Source organism: Streptomyces omiyaensis (genome assembly GCF_014650895.1).
In the GTDB taxonomy this organism is placed as follows: domain Bacteria; phylum Actinomycetota; class Actinomycetes; order Streptomycetales; family Streptomycetaceae; genus Streptomyces; species Streptomyces omiyaensis.
The window spans coordinates 396,850-413,246 of record NZ_BMVV01000003.1 but is presented as its reverse complement, the minus strand read 5'-3'; the positions used below and the strand labels follow the sequence as shown (position 1 = coordinate 413,246).

13 protein-coding genes and 5 tRNA genes are annotated in these 16,397 nt (G+C 71.6%); 9 read left to right on the top strand and 9 right to left on the bottom strand.

Going from position 1 to position 16,397, the window contains the following annotated elements; all coding sequences use genetic code 11:
- Positions 1–73: 73 nt before the first annotated feature.
- Positions 74–790, top strand: coding sequence for an IclR family transcriptional regulator NdgR (ndgR, locus tag IE287_RS07410; RefSeq protein ID WP_005311436.1), 717 nt, complete (start codon positions 74–76; stop codon positions 788–790).
- Between the two features lie 141 nt (positions 791–931).
- On the opposite strand, the gene IE287_RS07405 is transcribed toward ndgR, so the two are convergent.
- The 9 genes from IE287_RS07405 to IE287_RS07365 all read right to left on the bottom strand — a co-directional run bounded on the left by IE287_RS07405 (position 932) and on the right by IE287_RS07365 (position 4,996).
- Positions 932–1,004, bottom strand: a tRNA-Glu gene (locus IE287_RS07405).
- 36 nt (positions 1,005–1,040) lie between these two features.
- Positions 1,041–1,112, bottom strand: a tRNA-Gln gene (locus IE287_RS07400).
- A 22-nt stretch (positions 1,113–1,134) separates the two neighbouring features.
- Positions 1,135–1,207, bottom strand: a tRNA-Glu gene (locus tag IE287_RS07395).
- Positions 1,208–1,269: 62 nt separating this feature from the next.
- Positions 1,270–1,342, bottom strand: a tRNA-Glu gene (locus IE287_RS07390).
- Between the two features lie 41 nt (positions 1,343–1,383).
- Positions 1,384–1,455, bottom strand: a tRNA-Gln gene (locus tag IE287_RS07385).
- A gap of 91 nt (positions 1,456–1,546) precedes the next feature.
- Complete coding sequence (locus IE287_RS07380; RefSeq protein WP_189848082.1) at positions 1,547–2,272, bottom strand: HAD family hydrolase; 726 nt, start codon at positions 2,270–2,272, stop codon at positions 1,547–1,549.
- A gap of 160 nt (positions 2,273–2,432) precedes the next feature.
- Positions 2,433–3,908, bottom strand: coding sequence for a glutamate--tRNA ligase (gltX, locus tag IE287_RS07375; protein ID WP_189848081.1), 1,476 nt, complete (start codon positions 3,906–3,908; stop codon positions 2,433–2,435).
- Positions 3,901–4,686 carry a fumarylacetoacetate hydrolase family protein gene (locus tag IE287_RS07370; protein ID WP_189848080.1) on the bottom strand — a complete coding sequence of 262 codons (786 nt, stop codon included), beginning with the start codon at positions 4,684–4,686 and terminating at the stop codon, positions 3,901–3,903. The genes gltX and IE287_RS07370 overlap by 8 nt, the downstream gene beginning before the upstream one ends.
- Before the next feature lie 112 nt (positions 4,687–4,798).
- A complete protein-coding gene (locus tag IE287_RS07365; RefSeq protein ID WP_189848079.1) occupies positions 4,799–4,996 on the bottom strand; it encodes a hypothetical protein in 198 nt (65 codons plus the stop codon).
- A gap of 571 nt (positions 4,997–5,567) precedes the next feature.
- Here IE287_RS07365 and IE287_RS07360 point away from each other — a divergent pair.
- The 8 genes from IE287_RS07360 to IE287_RS07325 all read left to right on the top strand — a co-directional run bounded on the left by IE287_RS07360 (position 5,568) and on the right by IE287_RS07325 (position 16,375).
- Positions 5,568–9,611, top strand: coding sequence for a sensor histidine kinase (locus tag IE287_RS07360; protein ID WP_189848078.1), 4,044 nt, complete (start codon positions 5,568–5,570; stop codon positions 9,609–9,611).
- Positions 9,612–9,620: 9 nt separating this feature from the next.
- A complete protein-coding gene (locus IE287_RS07355; protein WP_030496942.1) occupies positions 9,621–10,034 on the top strand; it encodes a roadblock/LC7 domain-containing protein in 414 nt (137 codons plus the stop codon).
- Positions 10,035–10,189: 155 nt separating this feature from the next.
- The gene (locus tag IE287_RS07350) at positions 10,190–10,600 is read left to right on the top strand and encodes a DUF742 domain-containing protein (RefSeq protein WP_030496941.1); all 411 of its coding nucleotides are present in this window, start codon (positions 10,190–10,192) and stop codon (positions 10,598–10,600) included.
- On the top strand, positions 10,581–11,162 hold the full coding sequence (locus IE287_RS07345; RefSeq protein WP_189848077.1) for a GTP-binding protein: 582 nt from the start codon (positions 10,581–10,583) through the stop codon (positions 11,160–11,162). The genes IE287_RS07350 and IE287_RS07345 overlap by 20 nt, the downstream gene beginning before the upstream one ends.
- A 351-nt stretch (positions 11,163–11,513) precedes the next feature.
- Complete coding sequence (locus IE287_RS07340; RefSeq protein ID WP_189848076.1) at positions 11,514–14,762, top strand: nitrate- and nitrite sensing domain-containing protein; 3,249 nt, start codon at positions 11,514–11,516, stop codon at positions 14,760–14,762.
- 10 nt (positions 14,763–14,772) lie between these two features.
- Complete coding sequence (locus IE287_RS07335; RefSeq protein WP_030496939.1) at positions 14,773–15,186, top strand: roadblock/LC7 domain-containing protein; 414 nt, start codon at positions 14,773–14,775, stop codon at positions 15,184–15,186.
- Between the two features lie 93 nt (positions 15,187–15,279).
- Positions 15,280–15,813: a DUF742 domain-containing protein gene (locus IE287_RS07330; protein ID WP_189848075.1), complete on the top strand. Its 534-nt coding sequence runs from the start codon at positions 15,280–15,282 to the stop codon at positions 15,811–15,813.
- Positions 15,794–16,375, top strand: a complete 582-nt coding sequence (locus IE287_RS07325) for a GTP-binding protein (protein WP_189848074.1) — start codon at positions 15,794–15,796, stop codon at positions 16,373–16,375. Before IE287_RS07330 ends, IE287_RS07325 begins: the two co-directional genes overlap by 20 nt.
- Positions 16,376–16,397: the final 22 nt, after the last annotated feature.

The following is a 16,397-nucleotide window of genomic DNA, read 5'->3' as shown; positions in this document are numbered from 1 at the left end:
CGCCTCACCAGAGTGACAAGTTCCCCGGAAAATTGAACTTGCGTTTCACAGAGTGAGACGCGAATATCGTTGCATGGACAACTCTAGCGGCGTAGGCGTTCTCGACAAGGCAGCCCTTGTCCTGAGCGCCCTGGAGTCCGGTCCGGCCACCCTCGCAGGACTGGTCGCGGCGACGGGACTCGCACGACCCACGGCCCACCGACTGGCTGTGGCATTGGAACACCACCGGATGGTGGCCCGCGACATGCAGGGCCGTTTCATCCTCGGTCCGCGGCTGGCGGAGCTGGCCGCGGCGGCGGGTGAGGACCGTCTCCTGGCGACGGCGGGGCCGGTGCTGACGCATCTGCGCGACGTGACCGGGGAGAGCGCGCAGCTCTACCGGCGCCAGGGCGACATGCGCATCTGCGTGGCGGCGGCCGAGCGGCTGTCCGGCCTGCGGGACACGGTCCCGGTGGGCTCGACGCTGACCATGAAGGCCGGCTCGTCGGCGCAGATCCTGATGGCCTGGGAGGAGCCCGAGCGGCTGCACCGCGGCCTCCAGGGCGCCCGCTTCACGGCGACGGCCCTGTCGGGCGTGCGGCGCCGCGGCTGGGCCCAGTCGATCGGCGAGCGGGAGCCGGGCGTCGCGTCCGTCTCCGCGCCCGTCAGGGGCCCGTCGAACCGCGTGGTGGCCGCCGTGTCGGTCTCGGGTCCGATCGAGCGTCTGACGCGCCACCCGGGCCGCATGCACGCCCAGGCGGTCATCGACGCCGCCGCCCGTCTCTCCGAGGCCCTCCGCCGCAACGGCTGACCTGCTCCCTGTTCACCTGTACGTCCCCGGCCCACCGCTCCAACGCCGCAGCGGTGGGCCGGAGTTGTGTCCGGACGCGGAGGGGTGCGGGGGAACGGCGAAGAAGCCCTCCCCCGGAGGGAAGGGCTTCTTCGTTTCGAGTACCCCCGACCGGATTCGAACCGGCGCTACCGCCTTGAGAGGGCGGCGTGCTAGGCCGCTACACAACGGGGGCTTTGGATCATGCGGGCGTTTCCGCCGCAGACCCGAGCTGGTCTACCAGGACTCGAACCTAGACTAACTGAACCAGAATCAGTCGTGCTGCCAATTACACCATAGACCAATACGTGGTTAGACCAGCGTCGTACCCCCGACCGGATTCGAACCGGCGCTACCGCCTTGAGAGGGCGGCGTGCTAGGCCGCTACACAACGGGGGCCCTAGCGATCCTGCATCGGGTCCACCTGGGAGCTACCCAAGTGATCCCGCGGGAAGGATCTGTACCCCCGACCGGATTCGAACCGGCGCTACCGCCTTGAGAGGGCGGCGTGCTAGGCCGCTACACAACGGGGGCTTTGTGGATGCCATCCACGGTTTGCAGATGAGCTCTGCGAGCTGGCCTACCTGGACTCGAACCAAGACTAACTGAACCAGAATCAGTCGTGCTGCCAATTACACCATAGGCCACCGGGGCAACTTCCCCGTGAGAGGGATCTTGCTCGGCTTGCGCTTCGGGGGTTCTTGCCTTTCGGCCCGTTCCCTCGGCGCAGGAAGAACATTACCCGAAGGTGGACGGTGCTCCAAAACGGGTATCCCCGCGGAGCAGCGGAGGGAGCTGGTGGAGGTCGGTGATGCGGTGCAGGCCGGGCTGTCCGCCGGTGCCGGCGCGGTCCAGCCAGATGCCGCGGAGCCCCGCCTCCTGGGCGCCGAGGGCGTCGATGTCGGGCCGGTCCCCCACGTACGCGACCTCGTGCGGGGCGAGCCCCAGGGCGGTGCAGGCGGCGTGGAAGGCCTCGGCGGCGGGCTTGGCGCTGCCCAGCTCCGCGGCGCACAGCACGGCCTCGAAGCGGTCGCGGACGCCGAGGGCGCGCAGCTTGGGCTCCTGGGCGTGGATGCTGCTGTTCGACAGGACGGCCTGGCGGTACTCGGCCGCGAGGAGGTCGAGGACGGGCAGGGCGTCGGGGAAGAGCTCCCAGGCGGCCTCGTAGTGGGTCACGTACCGCCCGAACCAGGCGTCGGCCTCCGGGTCGGTCATGGCGGGGCGGTCCAGGAAGTCGCGGACGCGGTCGCGCCGCTGCTCCTGCCAGCCCCCCTCCGGGCTCACCTCGTAGCGCCGCCAGTGGAGCTCGGTGAGCTCCTTCCAGTGGCGCAGGGCGTCCTCGACGGAGCCGTGCAGTCCGGCCAGGCCCTCGGCGGCGAGGTGGGCGCGCATCCCGGCACGATCGGCGCTCGCGTAGTCGAAGATCGTGTCGTCCACGTCCCAGAGGACGGCGCGAATGCTCATGGGACCGACGGTACGCCGCCGGACGGTCCGCCGGGGGCGGTTCCCGCGGTTCCGGGGCACGTCCACGCGGTCCGGGCCGCCGTGCGGCCCGGATACGGCGACGGGGGCGGCGGCCGGAGGGGTCTCCGGCCGCCGCCCCCGTGCGGGGTGCGGCGCGCGGTTACGCGGCGAGCTTCGCCAGGGCCGCGTCGATGCGGGCCAGGGTCTTCTCCTCGCCCAGGATCTCCAGGGACTCGAAGAGGGGGAGGCCGACGGTGCGGCCGGTGACCGCGACGCGGACCGGGGCCTGGGCCTTGCCGAGCTTGAGGCCGTGGGCCTCGCCGGCGGCCAGGACGGCGTTCTTGAGCGACTCGGGGTCGTTCCAGTCGGCGTCCACCAGCTTCTCGCGGGCGGTGGCGAGGAGGGCCGCGGGCTCGCCCTTCATCGCCTTGTCCCACGAGGCCTGGTCGAAGACCGGCTCGGCCAGGAAGAGGAAGTCGACGTTGGCCGTGATCTCGGAGAGGACGGTCAGGCGGGTCTGGGCGTGCGGGGCGATCCGCTCCCAGGCCGCGCGGTCGAAGTCCTCGGGGGCCCAGGGGGCGTGCGGGGCCCGGAGCCACGGCTCGCAGGCCTCGGCGAAGGCCTTCACGTCCAGCATGCGGATGTGGTCCGCGTTGATGGACTCGGCCTTCTTGAGGTCGAAGCGGGCCGGGTTGGCGTTGACGTCGGCGATGTCGAACTTCGCCACCATCTCGGGGATGGTGAAGATGTCCTGGTCGGCCGAGAAGGACCAGCCGAGGAGCGAGAGGTAGTTGAGCAGGCCCTCGGGGAGGAAGCCGCGCTCCCGGTAGAGGTTGAGGGAGGCCTGCGGGTCGCGCTTGGAGAGCTTCTTGTTGCCCTCGCCCATGACGTACGGCAGGTGGCCGAAGGCGGGGATCTCCTTGGCGACGCCCAGCTCGATCAGCGCCTTGTAGAGGGCGATCTGGCGGGGGGTGGAGGAGAGCAGGTCCTCGCCGCGCAGGACGTGGGTGATCTCCATGAGGGCGTCGTCGACCGGGTTGACCAGCGTGTAGAGCGGGGCGCCGTTGGCCCGGAGGATGCCGTAGTCCGGCACGTTCTCCGGGGTGAAGGTGAGCTCGCCGCGGACCAGGTCGGTGAAGGTGATGGCCTCGTCGGGCATCCGGAAGCGGACGATCGGCGTGCGGCCCTCGGCCTCGTACGCGGCGACCTGCTCGGCGGGCAGCTCGCGGCAGTGGCCGTCGTAGCCGGAGGGGCGGCCGGCCGCGCGGGCGGTCTCGCGGCGCTCGTCGAGCTCCTCGGTGGAGCAGTAGCAGCGGTACGCGTACCCGCCGGCGAGCAGCTTGTCGGCGACGTCCTTGTAGATGTCCATCCGCTGCGACTGGCGGTAGGGGGCGTGCGGGCCGCCGACCTCGGGGCCCTCGTCCCAGTCGAGGCCGAGCCACTTGAGCGAGTCGAGGAGCTGCTCGTACGACTCCTCGGAGTCGCGGGCCGCGTCGGTGTCCTCGATGCGGAAGACCATGGTGCCCTGGTTGTGCCGGGCGAACGCCCAGTTGAAGAGGGCGGTGCGGACCAGGCCCACGTGGGGGTTGCCGGTCGGGGACGGACAGAAACGGACGCGGAGGTTCGCGTTAGCCACGCTTGATCACCCTGTTGGTGAGAGTGCCGATGCCTTCGATGGTGACGGCGACCTCGTCGCCGACGGTGAGGGGGCCGACCCCGGCGGGAGTGCCGGTGAGGATGACGTCGCCGGGGAGCAGCGTCATGGCCTCGGTGATGTGGACGACCAGGTCCTCGATGGAGCGGATCATGTCGCTCGTCCGACCGAGCTGGCGCTGTTCGCCGTTGACCGTGGCCTGGACGGCGAGGTCGCTCGGGTCGAGGTCGGTCTCCACCCAGGGGCCCAGCGGGCAGCTCGTGTCGAAGCCCTTGGCGCGGGCCCACTGGGCCTCGCGCTTCTGGACGTCGCGGGCGGTCACGTCGTTGGCGCAGGTGTAGCCGAAGATCACGTCCTTGACGCGCTCCCGGGGCACCTCGCGGCACATGCGGCCGATCACCACGGCCAGTTCGGCCTCGTGGTGCAGCTCGCTGGAGAAGGAGGGGTACTCGATGGCGTCGCCGGGGCCGATGACGGAGGTGGTCGGCTTGAAGAAGGCGACCGGGACCTCGGGCACCTCGTGGCCGAGCTCCTTCGCGTGCTCCGCGTAGTTGCGGCCGATGGCCACGATCTTGTTGGGGAGCACCGGCGGCAGGAGCCGTACCTTGCTCAGCGGGACCTTGGTGCCGCTGAGCTCGAAGTCGGTGTACGGGATGCCCTTGATGATGTCGAGGACGAGGCCGCCGGACTCGACGGCCCCCTCGCCCTCGACCGCGCCGAAGGCGACATTGCCGTCGATGGAGAATCTGGCGATGCGCACGAGTGCTGTCGCCCCTCACTTGGTACTGGCTGGAGTCTGACGCTCCAGGCTAACGCGGCGCGGGGCGGCCGACCGGCGGATATCGCCGGTGGCGGGCGGGCGGGAGGCCCGATCAGGCCTCGGCGAGGTAGGCCGGCACGTAGGGCGCGGGGGCCTGCATGAGAACGGTGCGGCGCGGGTTGGCCGTGGTGCCGGGGAGCTCGGTCGCGTACTCGGGGGTGGCGCCGCGGCCGAGGGCGGCGGCGTCCGCGAGGTGGGCGAGCGTGGAACGGCGCGGGTTGGCCGTGGTGGCGGGCGTGGGTGCAGTCATCGCGCTGGCAGACCTTGTCCGGGACGGGCGCCCGTGCGGGCGCGAGAATGGTGTAAAGCGTCAGGCTAAATCAAGGCGTTCCCTTCGAATGCATGGCGGAGACATCCATTCCCGTGTGAGTTTGCTCACCACTGGGTGGATATTCCGGTCATTACGGGCGGGCATGTCAGGTCACGGAAAGGGACATTCCGCCACTGAACCCTCCATTCCGCTCCTGATCATCGCGACTGGGACACACGGGGGCGCCGAGTCATTGGGGGTGAAAAGTCCGAAAGCTCCACGGCCATCCTCTACACCCGGTGACGCGCTGCGCACGGTTGGTCATCCCGTCTGCGGTACAGACCTCAGCCCTTGTTGGAGTTCCGGCACTGTGCTGGAATTCCACGCATCCGCCGCGGGTTCGACGCCGGCACGCAGGGGGCGCAACGCAGCGCCGGCCGAGTGGCGGGAAAGGGGGATCTGCGCCGGTCACCGACGACCACCCGGGGCGCACCGACGCGTCCCATCGACGCCGACACCGTCCGTTCCGGTTCCACCCGGAAGGACGCCTGGTCCAGAGGTTGCGACGCTAGTGCAGGGACGTTTCAAGAGGGATGGCGCGGGCTCCGCCCCGGCCCGCAAGGGCCGCGCGGAGGCTCCGTCGGAGCAGGAACCGCGTGCCGGGGCCGATCGCGGTCCCGCGGCCCCGCACTCCACCCAGCAGGCGCCCGGCCCGGGCGGCCAGGGCAGGAACCAGGGCAAGGCCGCGCGGCCGAACGGCGAGTCCGGCGAGGGCTCCGCACGCCGTTCCGGCCCGTCCGCCGCGCCCGGCGACCAGTCCGGCGCGCCCGGCGCGCCGCGCGGGGAGAAGGGCGCAGCGCCCACTCCCCCGGAGAACTCCACCGGTCCCCGAATAGCGCTGCGCAACTGGCGCATCTCGACGCGCCTCGTGGCCCTGCTGACCCTCCCCGTGGTCGCGGCCACCAGCCTCGGCGGCATCCGCATCAGCGAGTCGCTCCAGGACATGCAGCAGCTCGACCACATGCAGCTGCTCACCAAGCTGACCCGTGAGGCGACCGCGCTCGCCCAGGCCCTCCAGGCCGAGCGCGACCTCTCCGCGGGTCCGCTCGCCAACGGGCGCCCGATCAGCGACTACCAGGTCGCCAACCCGCGCCGCCGCACGGACCGCCAGTACGACGCCTTCCTCGACGCCACCCGGGCCATCCCGAACGGCGAGGACGACGAGGCGCTGCGGAGCATCCGCTCCAACGTCAACACCATCGCGTCGCAGGTCATCGACCTCCACAACATCCGGACGACCGCGTACAAGCAGGGCGTCCAGCACTCGGTGACGGTCGAGGCGTACAGCCGTCTCATCCGCTCGCTGCTCAGCCTCTCCCAGGACATGGCGCAGGCGACCAGCAACCCCGAGATGATCAAGCGGACCCGCGCGCTCGCCGCGTTCTCGTCCGCCAAGGAGTACGCCTCCATCCAGCAGGCGATCATCGCCGGCGCCCTGCCCGCCAGCGACAAGACCGCCGGCCGCATCCAGCCCGGCGACCGCCTCTACGGCGAGGCCGCGCTCAACGGCGAGAGCAACGCCTTCAAGTCCTTCACCGCGATCTACGAGGCGACCGGCGGCGACGCCACCGACCTCACCGACTCGCTGCACTCCGGCAACCCCACGATCGTGGACGCCGAGAAGTACGCCGAGCGCGTGCTGAAGTCCGACGGGGCCATGCCCGGCGGCGTGCGCCGCGGTTACCTCAACTTCACCGACGAGTACGAGACCAAGATCGCGGCCATGGGCCGCATCGAGAACCAGCTCCTCGGCGACATGGAGACGATGGCCCGTGAGCTGCGGCAGGAGTCGCAGCGCGAGGCCATCATCAACGGTGCGCTGATCCTGCTCGTCCTCGGCGTCTCGCTCATCGGCGCCTTCGTCGTGGCCCGGTCCATGATCCGCTCGCTGCGCCGGCTCCAGGACACCGCGACCAAGGTCGCCCAGGAACGCCTGCCCGAGCTGGTCAAGCAGCTCTCCGAGTCCGACCCGCAGGACGTCGACACCTCCGTCGAGTCCGTCGGCGTGCACTCCCGTGACGAGATCGGCCAGGTGGCCGCGGCCTTCGACGACGTGCACCGCGAGGCCGTCCGCCTCGCCGCCGAGCAGGCCCTCCTCCGGGGCAACGTCAACGCGATGTTCACCAACCTCTCGCGCCGCTCCCAGGGCCTCATCCAGCGCCAGCTCTCGCTCATCTCCGAGCTGGAGTCCCGCGAGGCCGACCCGGACCAGCTCTCCTCGCTCTTCAAGCTCGACCACCTCGCGACCCGTATGCGCCGGAACGGCGAGAACCTCCTCGTCCTCGCCGGCGAGGAGCCGGGCCGCCGCTGGACCCGCCCGGTCCCGCTGGTCGACGTCCTGCGTGCCGCCGCCTCCGAGGTGGAGCAGTACGAGCGCATCGAACTGGCCGCGGTCCCGGCGACGGACGTCGCCGGCCGGGTCGTCAACGACCTCGTGCACCTCCTCGCCGAGCTGCTCGAGAACGCCACCTCGTTCTCCTCCCCGCAGACCAAGGTCCGGGTCACCGGCCACGCGCTGCCCGACGGGCGCGTGCTGGTCGAGATCCACGACACCGGCATCGGTCTCTCCCCCGAGGACCTCGCGGCGATCAACGAGCGGCTCGCCTCGCCGCCCACCGTGGACGTCTCCGTCTCCCGCCGCATGGGCCTCTTCGTGGTCGGCCGCCTGTCCCTGCGACACGGCATCCGCATCCAGCTGCGCCCGTCCGACTCGGGCGGCACCACCGCGCTCGTCATGCTCCCCGTCGACGTCGCCCAGGGCGGCCGCAAGCCGGCCCCCAAGGCGGGCCCCGGTTCCCAGGGCGCGGCCCCGCAGGGCGGCAACGCCCCCGGCGGGCGTCTGCCCGGCGGCCCCGGCGCGGCCGGCGGTCCGGGTGCCGGCGGTCCCGGTGCCGGGCGTCCGGGCCTCGGCGGCCCCTCAGCCCCGGCCGGCCGCCTCGGCGCCGGTCCGGGCGGAGCCCGTCCCCAGGTCGGCACCGGCGGTGCTCCGCGCACCGCGCTGCCCGCCCGCGACGGCGCGCCGCAGGCCCCGGCTCCGCAGCAGCCCCAGCCCGCCAACGCGCAGCTGGAGCAGACCGGTCAGCTCCCGCAGCTCCCGCAGCCCGGCCCCGGTGCCGGTCTCATCGGCGGCGCGGCCAGCGCCATCCCGTCCCGCACGGACGTGTGGGGCTCCCGGCAGAACCAGCAGCCGCCGCAGAACCAGCAGGCACCTCAGAACCAGCAGGCCCCGCAGCAGCAGGACCCGCTGGGTGCCCCGAACGGCTTCCCGCGCGCCGAGCTGCCCGGTGGCAACCCGCAGCCGCAGCGCCCGCAGGGTGCGAGCTGGGGCAGCGACCCGGCGGCCCAGCAGCCGGTGCGCCGCCCGCAGCAGGACATGACCCCGCTGGACGCCCCGCGCGGCCACGAGGACCCGGAGACCACGGGTGCGTTCGCCGCGCCCGGCGCCCCGCAGGGCCCGGGTTCGACGGGCCAGTTCCCGCGTCCCGACTTCGGTGCCCCGCAGATGCCGCAGGCCCCGCAGTACCAGGACCCGGCCTCCACCGCGCAGTTCGCGCGGCCGGAGTACGAGGCGCCCCTGGCCCCGCAGGGTCCCGGTTCCACGGGCCAGTTCCCGCGGCCGGACTTCGGTGCCCCGCAGGCGCCCCAGGCTCCCCAGATGCCGCAGGCCCCGCAGGCTCCGCAGCCCCAGGCTCCGCAGCTGCCGCAGGGTCCCGGCTCGACGGGCCAGTTCCCGCGCCCCGACTTCGGTGCCCCGCAGGCGCCCCAGGGACCGCAGGCTCCCCAGGGCCCGCAGGCCCCGCAGTACCAGGGCCACCCGCCGTACGGCAGCCAGCCCTTCGTGCCGCAGGCGCAGCAGCAGGCCCCGCAGGCCCCGGCCCCGCGTCAGCGCACCGGGAACGAGTTCGCTCCCCAGCAGCAGGGCCTCCCGCAGGCTCCGCAGCACGGGGCGCCGCAGGCCCAGGCCCCCGAGCCGCGTCAGCCGCAGCTCGGCCGGTCGCGCCGTCCGGAGGCCCTGCCGCCGGCGCCGGGCACGGCGGACGGGCGCACCCCGCTGTACGACACGCTGGAGACCAACTGGTTCCACCAGGACCAGGGTCAGCAGCAGGCCCCGGCGCAGCCGGTCCAGCCCGCGCAGCAGCAGCAGCGGACGCCCCAGGTCGACCAGACCATGCAGACCCCGGTCGTGCAGCAGCCCGCTCCGGCGGGTCCGCGGCCGGCGGGCGGTCCGGCCGCCGGCGACGGTGGCCGGCCGGGCTCGGCCTCGTGGCGGCCCTCGCCCAACGACGATCTGGTGCGCCAGGCCGAGCGGGCGCGCAAGCCCTCCGCCGGCGGGGTCACCACCTCCGGTCTTCCGCGCCGTGTGCCGAAGGCCAACCTCGTACCCGGGACCGCACAGGAGCAGGCCCACTCGGCCGGCCCCCAGGTCTCGCGTGCACCCGACGACGTCCGCGGCCGGCTCACCAATCTCCGCCGCGGTATCCAGCAGGGCCGACAGGCGGGCAACTCGACCACGGGTAGCTTCCACCTCGGTCCGAACCACCAGCAGGAGCGATAGTTGAGCGCGATGAGCCAGGCGGCGCAGAATCTGAACTGGTTGATCACCAACTTCGTGGACAACACCCCCGGGGTGTCCCACACGGTGGTGGTCTCCGCCGACGGCCTCCTGCTGGCCATGTCCGAAGGATTCCCCCGCGATCGTGCCGACCAGCTGGCGGCGGTCGCGTCCGGGCTCACCTCGCTGACCGCGGGTGCCTCCCGGATCTTCGAGGGCGGACCCGTGGCACAGACCGTGGTGGAGATGGAGCGCGGCTTCCTCTTCCTGATGTCGGTCTCGGACGGCTCCTCGCTGGCCGTGCTCGCGCACCCGGAGTGCGACATCGGCCTCGTGGGGTACGAGATGGCGCTGCTGGTCGACCGGGCCGGCAGCGTGCTCACCCCGGATCTCCGCGCGGAGCTCCAGGGCAGCCTGCTGCACTAGCGGCCCCCACCCGCACGCGGCACCTGCTCCCCGACGGGGCGGTACACCCCCCATCCCGTACCGCCCCCGGCACCGTTCATCGTCCGGCCGCCCCATCCGGCCCCCCACCGGCCCCATCAGACGGCAGACGTCTTGCTGTCACGCCCGGAGGATTCATGACCCCGCCCCCCGCCACTCACGATCCGTACGGCGGCTCGTCCCTGGACGATCCGTACGGTCATGAGGGCGACCAGCCGCTGGTCCGTCCGTATGCGATGACCGGCGGCCGGACCCGGCCGCGCTACCAGCTCGCCATCGAGGCGCTGGTCAGCACCACGGCCGACCCGGCGCACCTCGCCACGCTCCTCCCCGAGCACCAGCGCATCTGCCACCTGTGCCGTGAGGTCAAGTCGGTGGCCGAGGTGTCCGCCCTGCTGTCGATGCCGCTCGGTGTCGCCCGGATCCTCGTGGCCGACCTGGCCGAGGCGGGCATGGTGGCCATCCACCAGCCGGGCAACGGAGAAGCCGGCGGCACGCCGGACGTGACACTGCTCGAAAGGGTGCTCAGTGGACTTCGCAAGCTCTAACGGCGGCGCGGCCAGATCGACCACCAGCGCGAAGATCGTGGTGGCCGGTGGCTTCGGCGTCGGCAAGACCACGTTCGTGGGTGCCGTCTCGGAGATCAACCCGCTGCGTACCGAGGCCGTGATGACCGCGGCCTCCGCCGGTATCGACGACCTGACCCACACCGGCGGCAAGACCACCACCACGGTGGCGATGGACTTCGGCCGCATCACGCTGGACCAGGACCTGATCCTGTACCTCTTCGGTACGCCGGGCCAGGACCGCTTCTGGTTCATGTGGGACGACCTGGTCCGCGGCGCCATCGGCGCCGTCGTGCTCGTCGACACCCGCCGTCTCGCCGACTGCTTCCCGGCCGTCGACTACTTCGAGAACAGCGGCCTGCCCTTCGTCATCGCCCTCAACGGCTTCGACGGCAGCCAGCCCTACACCCCGGACGAGGTCCGCGAGGCGCTGCAGATCGGTCCCGACACCCCGATCATCACCACCGACGCCCGCCACCGCGCGGACGCGAAGAGCGCGCTCATCACCCTCGTCGAGCACGCCCTCATGGCGCGGCTCAAGTAGGCTCCCCACCAGGACGGTTGTCATATGCCCGGGCGCCGGGCCGGTCGGAGTGGATCTGTGGCCTTCGACACGGCCCGCCCGGGGCTTCATAACATTTCGACAGAGAATTCGGACGCCTCGGACACCCGACGCATCCGATCGGTGCCGCTGCGCTCACCTGAGCCCCGCCATTTGGCGGGGCTCGCTCTTTATGCCCGTTTTATGCGAGGCGTGGGCCACGGAAACCGGCTCCGTCCCACTGTTTGGAACCGGCCCCCTTCACGTGCTGCAATTCATGAACTCCCGAGTAGTACGGCCCTGAACGAAACACCGGCACGACGTAGGTGCCGACGCGGAGAGGTTGTTGGTCGAGTGAGGCGAAGCATGGATGGCTCCGCGGAGCAGGAGGCGCGGGGCAACTTCACCCCGCCGTCGCGCGGTGCGATATCGCCCGCGGACGTGCCGGTGACGCCCGCGCCCGCGCCCGCCCCCCGGGGCAGCTCCAGCAAGCTGTCGCCGCGCAACTGGCGCGTGCCCACCCGCCTGAACGCGATCCTCCTCATACCCGTGCTGGTCGGCCTCGTCATGGGCGGCTTCCAGGTCAAGGGGTCGATCGACACCTGGCAGGAGGCCCAGGACGCCGAGAAGACGGCGCTCATCGTGCGCGCCGCCTCGGAGTACTCCACCGCCCTCCTCAACGAGCGCGACCTGACGGCGGCCCCGCTGCTCGCCGGCAAGGACCGCGCGGGCGAGGACATCACCCGGGCGTACGCCAACACCGACGCGGCCCGCGCCAAGTTCGACGAGGCCGTCCGGAACATGCCCTCGGGCCAGGGCCTGGAGCGCCGTCTGCAGGCGTTCAAGAACGAGGAGCCCAAGCTCGCCGCGCTCCGCAAGGCCGCCTACACGGCCGCCCTCGACCCGGTGAACACCCAGCTCGGCTACACCGGCGTCCAGCACTACCTCATGGAGTTCTCCAACGAGCTCGGCCTGGGCACCGGCAACATCACCAGCTACGGCCGGACGGTCTACGCCATCCAGCTCGCGCAGGCCGCCGGCTCCCTCCAGCGCTCCATCGGCACCCACCTGCTCGTCCGGCCCAGCGCCAAGGACGCCGTCTTCGCCCAGCAGTCGGTCGCGTTCAACTCGTACAACTACCTGGAGCAGATCGCCCTCGGCGAGTACAACTCCGGTGGCACCGCCGAGGACGTCGAGCGCCTGAAGAAGGTGATGGCCGGCAAGGCCGCCGCGGGCGAGAAGCAGATGCAGGCCGCGAACGTCACCCTGCCCAAGGGCAAGGACGGCTCGGTCTACACCGGCGCGGCCGGCCTGATCGGCACCGCCGAGGACGCGGACGCGATCCGGGCCCTCGCGGCCAAGGGCATCACCGCCGAGACCTGGATGGCGATCGCCACCGCCAAGTTCGACGGCTACAGCGAGGTCGAGAAGGTCCTCGTCGACAAGGCCGTGGCCGAGGCCACCGACATCTCCTCCGACGCGCAGACCGACGCCTGGGTCACCGGCGCCAGCGTCGTCCTCGCCCTGCTGGCCGCCTTCATCCTCGCCGGGATGATGGCCCGCCAGATGAGCCGCTCGATGCGCGAGCTGCGCACCGCGGCCTTCGGCATCGCCGAGCAGCGCCTGCCGATGCTGGTCGACCAGCTCTCCCGGACCGAGCCGGGCCGGGTCGACACCCGTGTGCAGCCCATCCCGATCGACTCGCAGGACGAGATCGGCGAGGTCGCCCGCGCCTTCGACCAGGTCCACCGCGAGGCCGTCCGGCTCGCCGCCGAGCAGGCCATGCTCCGCGGCAACGTCAACGCGATCTTCACCAACCTGTCGCGCCGCAACCAGTCGCTGATCGAGGGCCAGCTGACCCTCATCACCGACCTGGAGAACAACGAGGCCGACCCGGACCAGCTGGAGAACCTCTTCAAGCTGGACCACCTGGCGACCCGTATGCGCCGCAACGGCGAGAACCTCCTGGTCCTCGCAGGCGAGGAGCCGGGCCGCCGCTGGGACCAGCCGGTCCCGCTGGTCGACGTGCTGCGCGCCGCCTCCTCCGAGGTGGAGCAGTACGAGCGCATCGAGATCGCCGGCGTGCCGGAGGCCGAGATCCACGGCCAGGCCGTGACCGACCTCGTGCACCTGCTCGCCGAGCTGCTGGAGAACGCCACCACCTTCTCCTCCCCGCAGACCAAGGTCCGCGTGACCGCGACCCGTCTCCCCGACGGCCGCGTGATGGTCGAGATCCACGACAAGGGCATCGGCCTCACCGCCGAGGACTTCGCGGACATCAACCACAAGCTGGCGAACCCGCCCACCGTGGACGCGGCCGTCTCCCAGCGCATGGGCCTCTTCGTGGTCGGCCGGCTCTCCGACCGGCACGGCATCCGCGTCCAGCTCCGCCCCTCGGGCGAGCAGGCCGGCACCACCTCGCTGGTCATGCTCCCGGACGCCATCACCCACGGTGGCGGTGGCGAGCAGCCGGTCCAGGACGACTTCACGGTCTCCCAGATCATCCCGCACCAGCAGCAGACCGGCTTCGAGCCCGCGGTCGCCCCGATGCGGACCGCGGCGGAGCTCGGCTTCGACGACTCGCGCTACGAGCAGGAGGGCGAGGGCCGCCAGCTCGACCCGGTCAACCGCTCGCTGATGCGCGAGGAGCGCCGGGCGGCCCTGGAGGCCCAGGTGCAGGGCGGCGACGCGCCGCTCTACGCCGAGGAGGCCGGGTACGGCCAGGAGCACCCGCAGGAGTACGGCCAGGAGCAGGGCTACGGCCAGGAGTACGGCTCCGGGTACGAGCAGCAGGGCCAGGAGTACGCCCAGGAGCAGGCGCAGGAGTACGGCCAGGAGTACGCGCAGGGGTACGAGCAGCAGCCGCAGGACGGCTACGGCTACCCCCAGCAGCAGGGCTACGCGGGCTACGGACAGCAGCCCGAGGGGTACCCGCAGCAGGCGTATGCGGAAGCGTCGTACGGAACCCAGGACGCGCCCCACGCCGGATACGACCAGGCGTTCGAAGGCCAGTCCCACCAGGGCGAGTGGCCCGCGCAGACCTCCTACCAGGGCGCTTTCGACCAGGGTTACCGGCCGGAATCGGAATCTTCCCAGGTCGCTCCCGAACAGGGCCACGACCGCGTAGGCTTCGACCGTCCGGCTCCGGCTCCGAGTCCCGCTCCGGACACCGGCAGCGCACTGACCGACGCCGGTCTGCCGCGCCGCGGCGGTGCCGCCCCGCAGGCGCCCCAGGCGCAGCGGTCCGCGCCGCCGGCCCAGCCCGCGCAGCCGGAGGGGCAGGACGAGCAGAACCAGAACGACGGCTCCGAGGAATGGCGCTCGGCCAACGACGAGCGCTGGGAGCAGGCCAAGAAGCTCCGCGAGCCGAAGGCGGGCGGGGTCACTCCGTCCGGTCTCCCCCGGCGCGTCCCCAAGGCCAACCTGGTCGAGGGCACCGCGGAGCAGACCCCGCAGGGCGGCCCCCAGGTCTCCCGCGCGCCCGAGGACGTCCGGGGCAGGTTGAGCAACCTGCGCCGCGGTGTCCAGCAGGGTCGTACCGCGGGGTCGGACACGAACGGATCGGGCTTCGGCCCGGGTAGTACCTACAACCAGGAGCGTTAGTGTGAGCCCGATGAGCCAGGCGGCGCAGAATCTGAACTGGTTGATCACCAACTTCGTGGACAACACCCCCGGGGTGTCCCACACGGTGGTGGTCTCCGCCGACGGACTCCTGCTGGCCATGTCCGAAGGATTCCCCCGGGACCGTGCCGACCAGCTGGCGGCGGTCGCCTCCGGGCTGACCTCGCTGACCGCGGGCGCCTCCCGGATCTTCGAGGGCGGCGCGGTCAACCAGACCGTGGTGGAGATGGAGCGCGGCTTCCTCTTCATCATGTCGGTCTCGGACGGTTCCTCGCTGGCCGTCCTCGCCCACCCCGAGTCCGACATCGGTCTGGTGGGATACGAGATGGCCCTGCTCGTGGACCGCGCGGGCTCCGTCCTCACCCCGGACCTGCGGGCGGAGCTCCAGGGAAGTCTTCTCAACTAACAGACACACAGTGCGTATCTCGTCACCGCACCGTTAGGGTGCGGTGACGCGGCTCCAAGGGACATGGACCGCGAGGCAGTCGGAGGAGGAGACGTGGGAACACCCCCGGGGGCGAACCCCTACAACGGTTTCGATGCGCATCAGGCGCCGATGGGCGACGCCGCGCAGAACCGGTACAACTTCCCTTCCGCACCCAGCAGACAGGGTGTCCAGCAGCCCTACGGGCAGCCGCAGGCCCAGCCGTCGGCCCCGCGCGCCTCGGGCGGCGCGGGCGCCGGGGGCGGTCACAACCCGCTCGTGCGTCCGTACGCGATGACCGGTGGCCGGACCCGGCCGCGCTACCAGCTCGCCATCGAGGCGCTGGTCAGCACCACGGCCGACCCGTCCCGGCTGCAGGGGCAGTTGCCCGAGCACCAGCGGATCTGCCGGCTCTGCTTCGAGATCAAGTCGGTCGCTGAGATCTCGGCCCTTCTCTCCATTCCCCTCGGCGTCGCCCGAATCCTCGTCGCCGACCTGGCCGAGGCCGGACTCGTCGCCATTCACCAGCCCGGCGGCGACGAAGCCGCCGGCGGTCAGCCAGACGTGACACTGCTCGAAAGGGTGCTCAGTGGACTTCGCAAGCTCTAGCGGCGGCGCGGCCCGTTCAACCACCAGCGCGAAGATCGTGGTGGCGGGTGGCTTCGGCGTGGGCAAGACCACGTTCGTCGGCGCCGTCTCGGAGATCAACCCGCTGCGTACCGAGGCCGTCATGACGTCCGCGTCCGCGGGCATCGACGACCTCACGCACACCGGCGACAAGACGACGACGACTGTCGCCATGGACTTCGGCCGCATCACGCTGGACCAGGACCTGATCCTGTACCTCTTCGGTACGCCGGGCCAGGACCGCTTCTGGTTCATGTGGGACGACCTGGTCCGCGGCGCCATCGGCGCCGTCGTGCTCGTCGACACCCGCCGTCTCGCCGACTGCTTCCCGGCCGTCGACTACTTCGAGAACAGCGGCCTGCCCTTCGTCATCGCCCTCAACGGCTTCGACGGCAACCAGCCGTACACCCCCGACGAGGTCCGCGAGGCCCTCCAGATCGGGCCGGACACCCCCATCATCACCACCGACGCCCGCCACCGCGGGGACGCCAAGAGCGCGCTCATCACCCTGGTGGAGCACGCGCTCATGGCCCGCCTGCGGTAACCGTCCCGACGGGCTCGGCGGC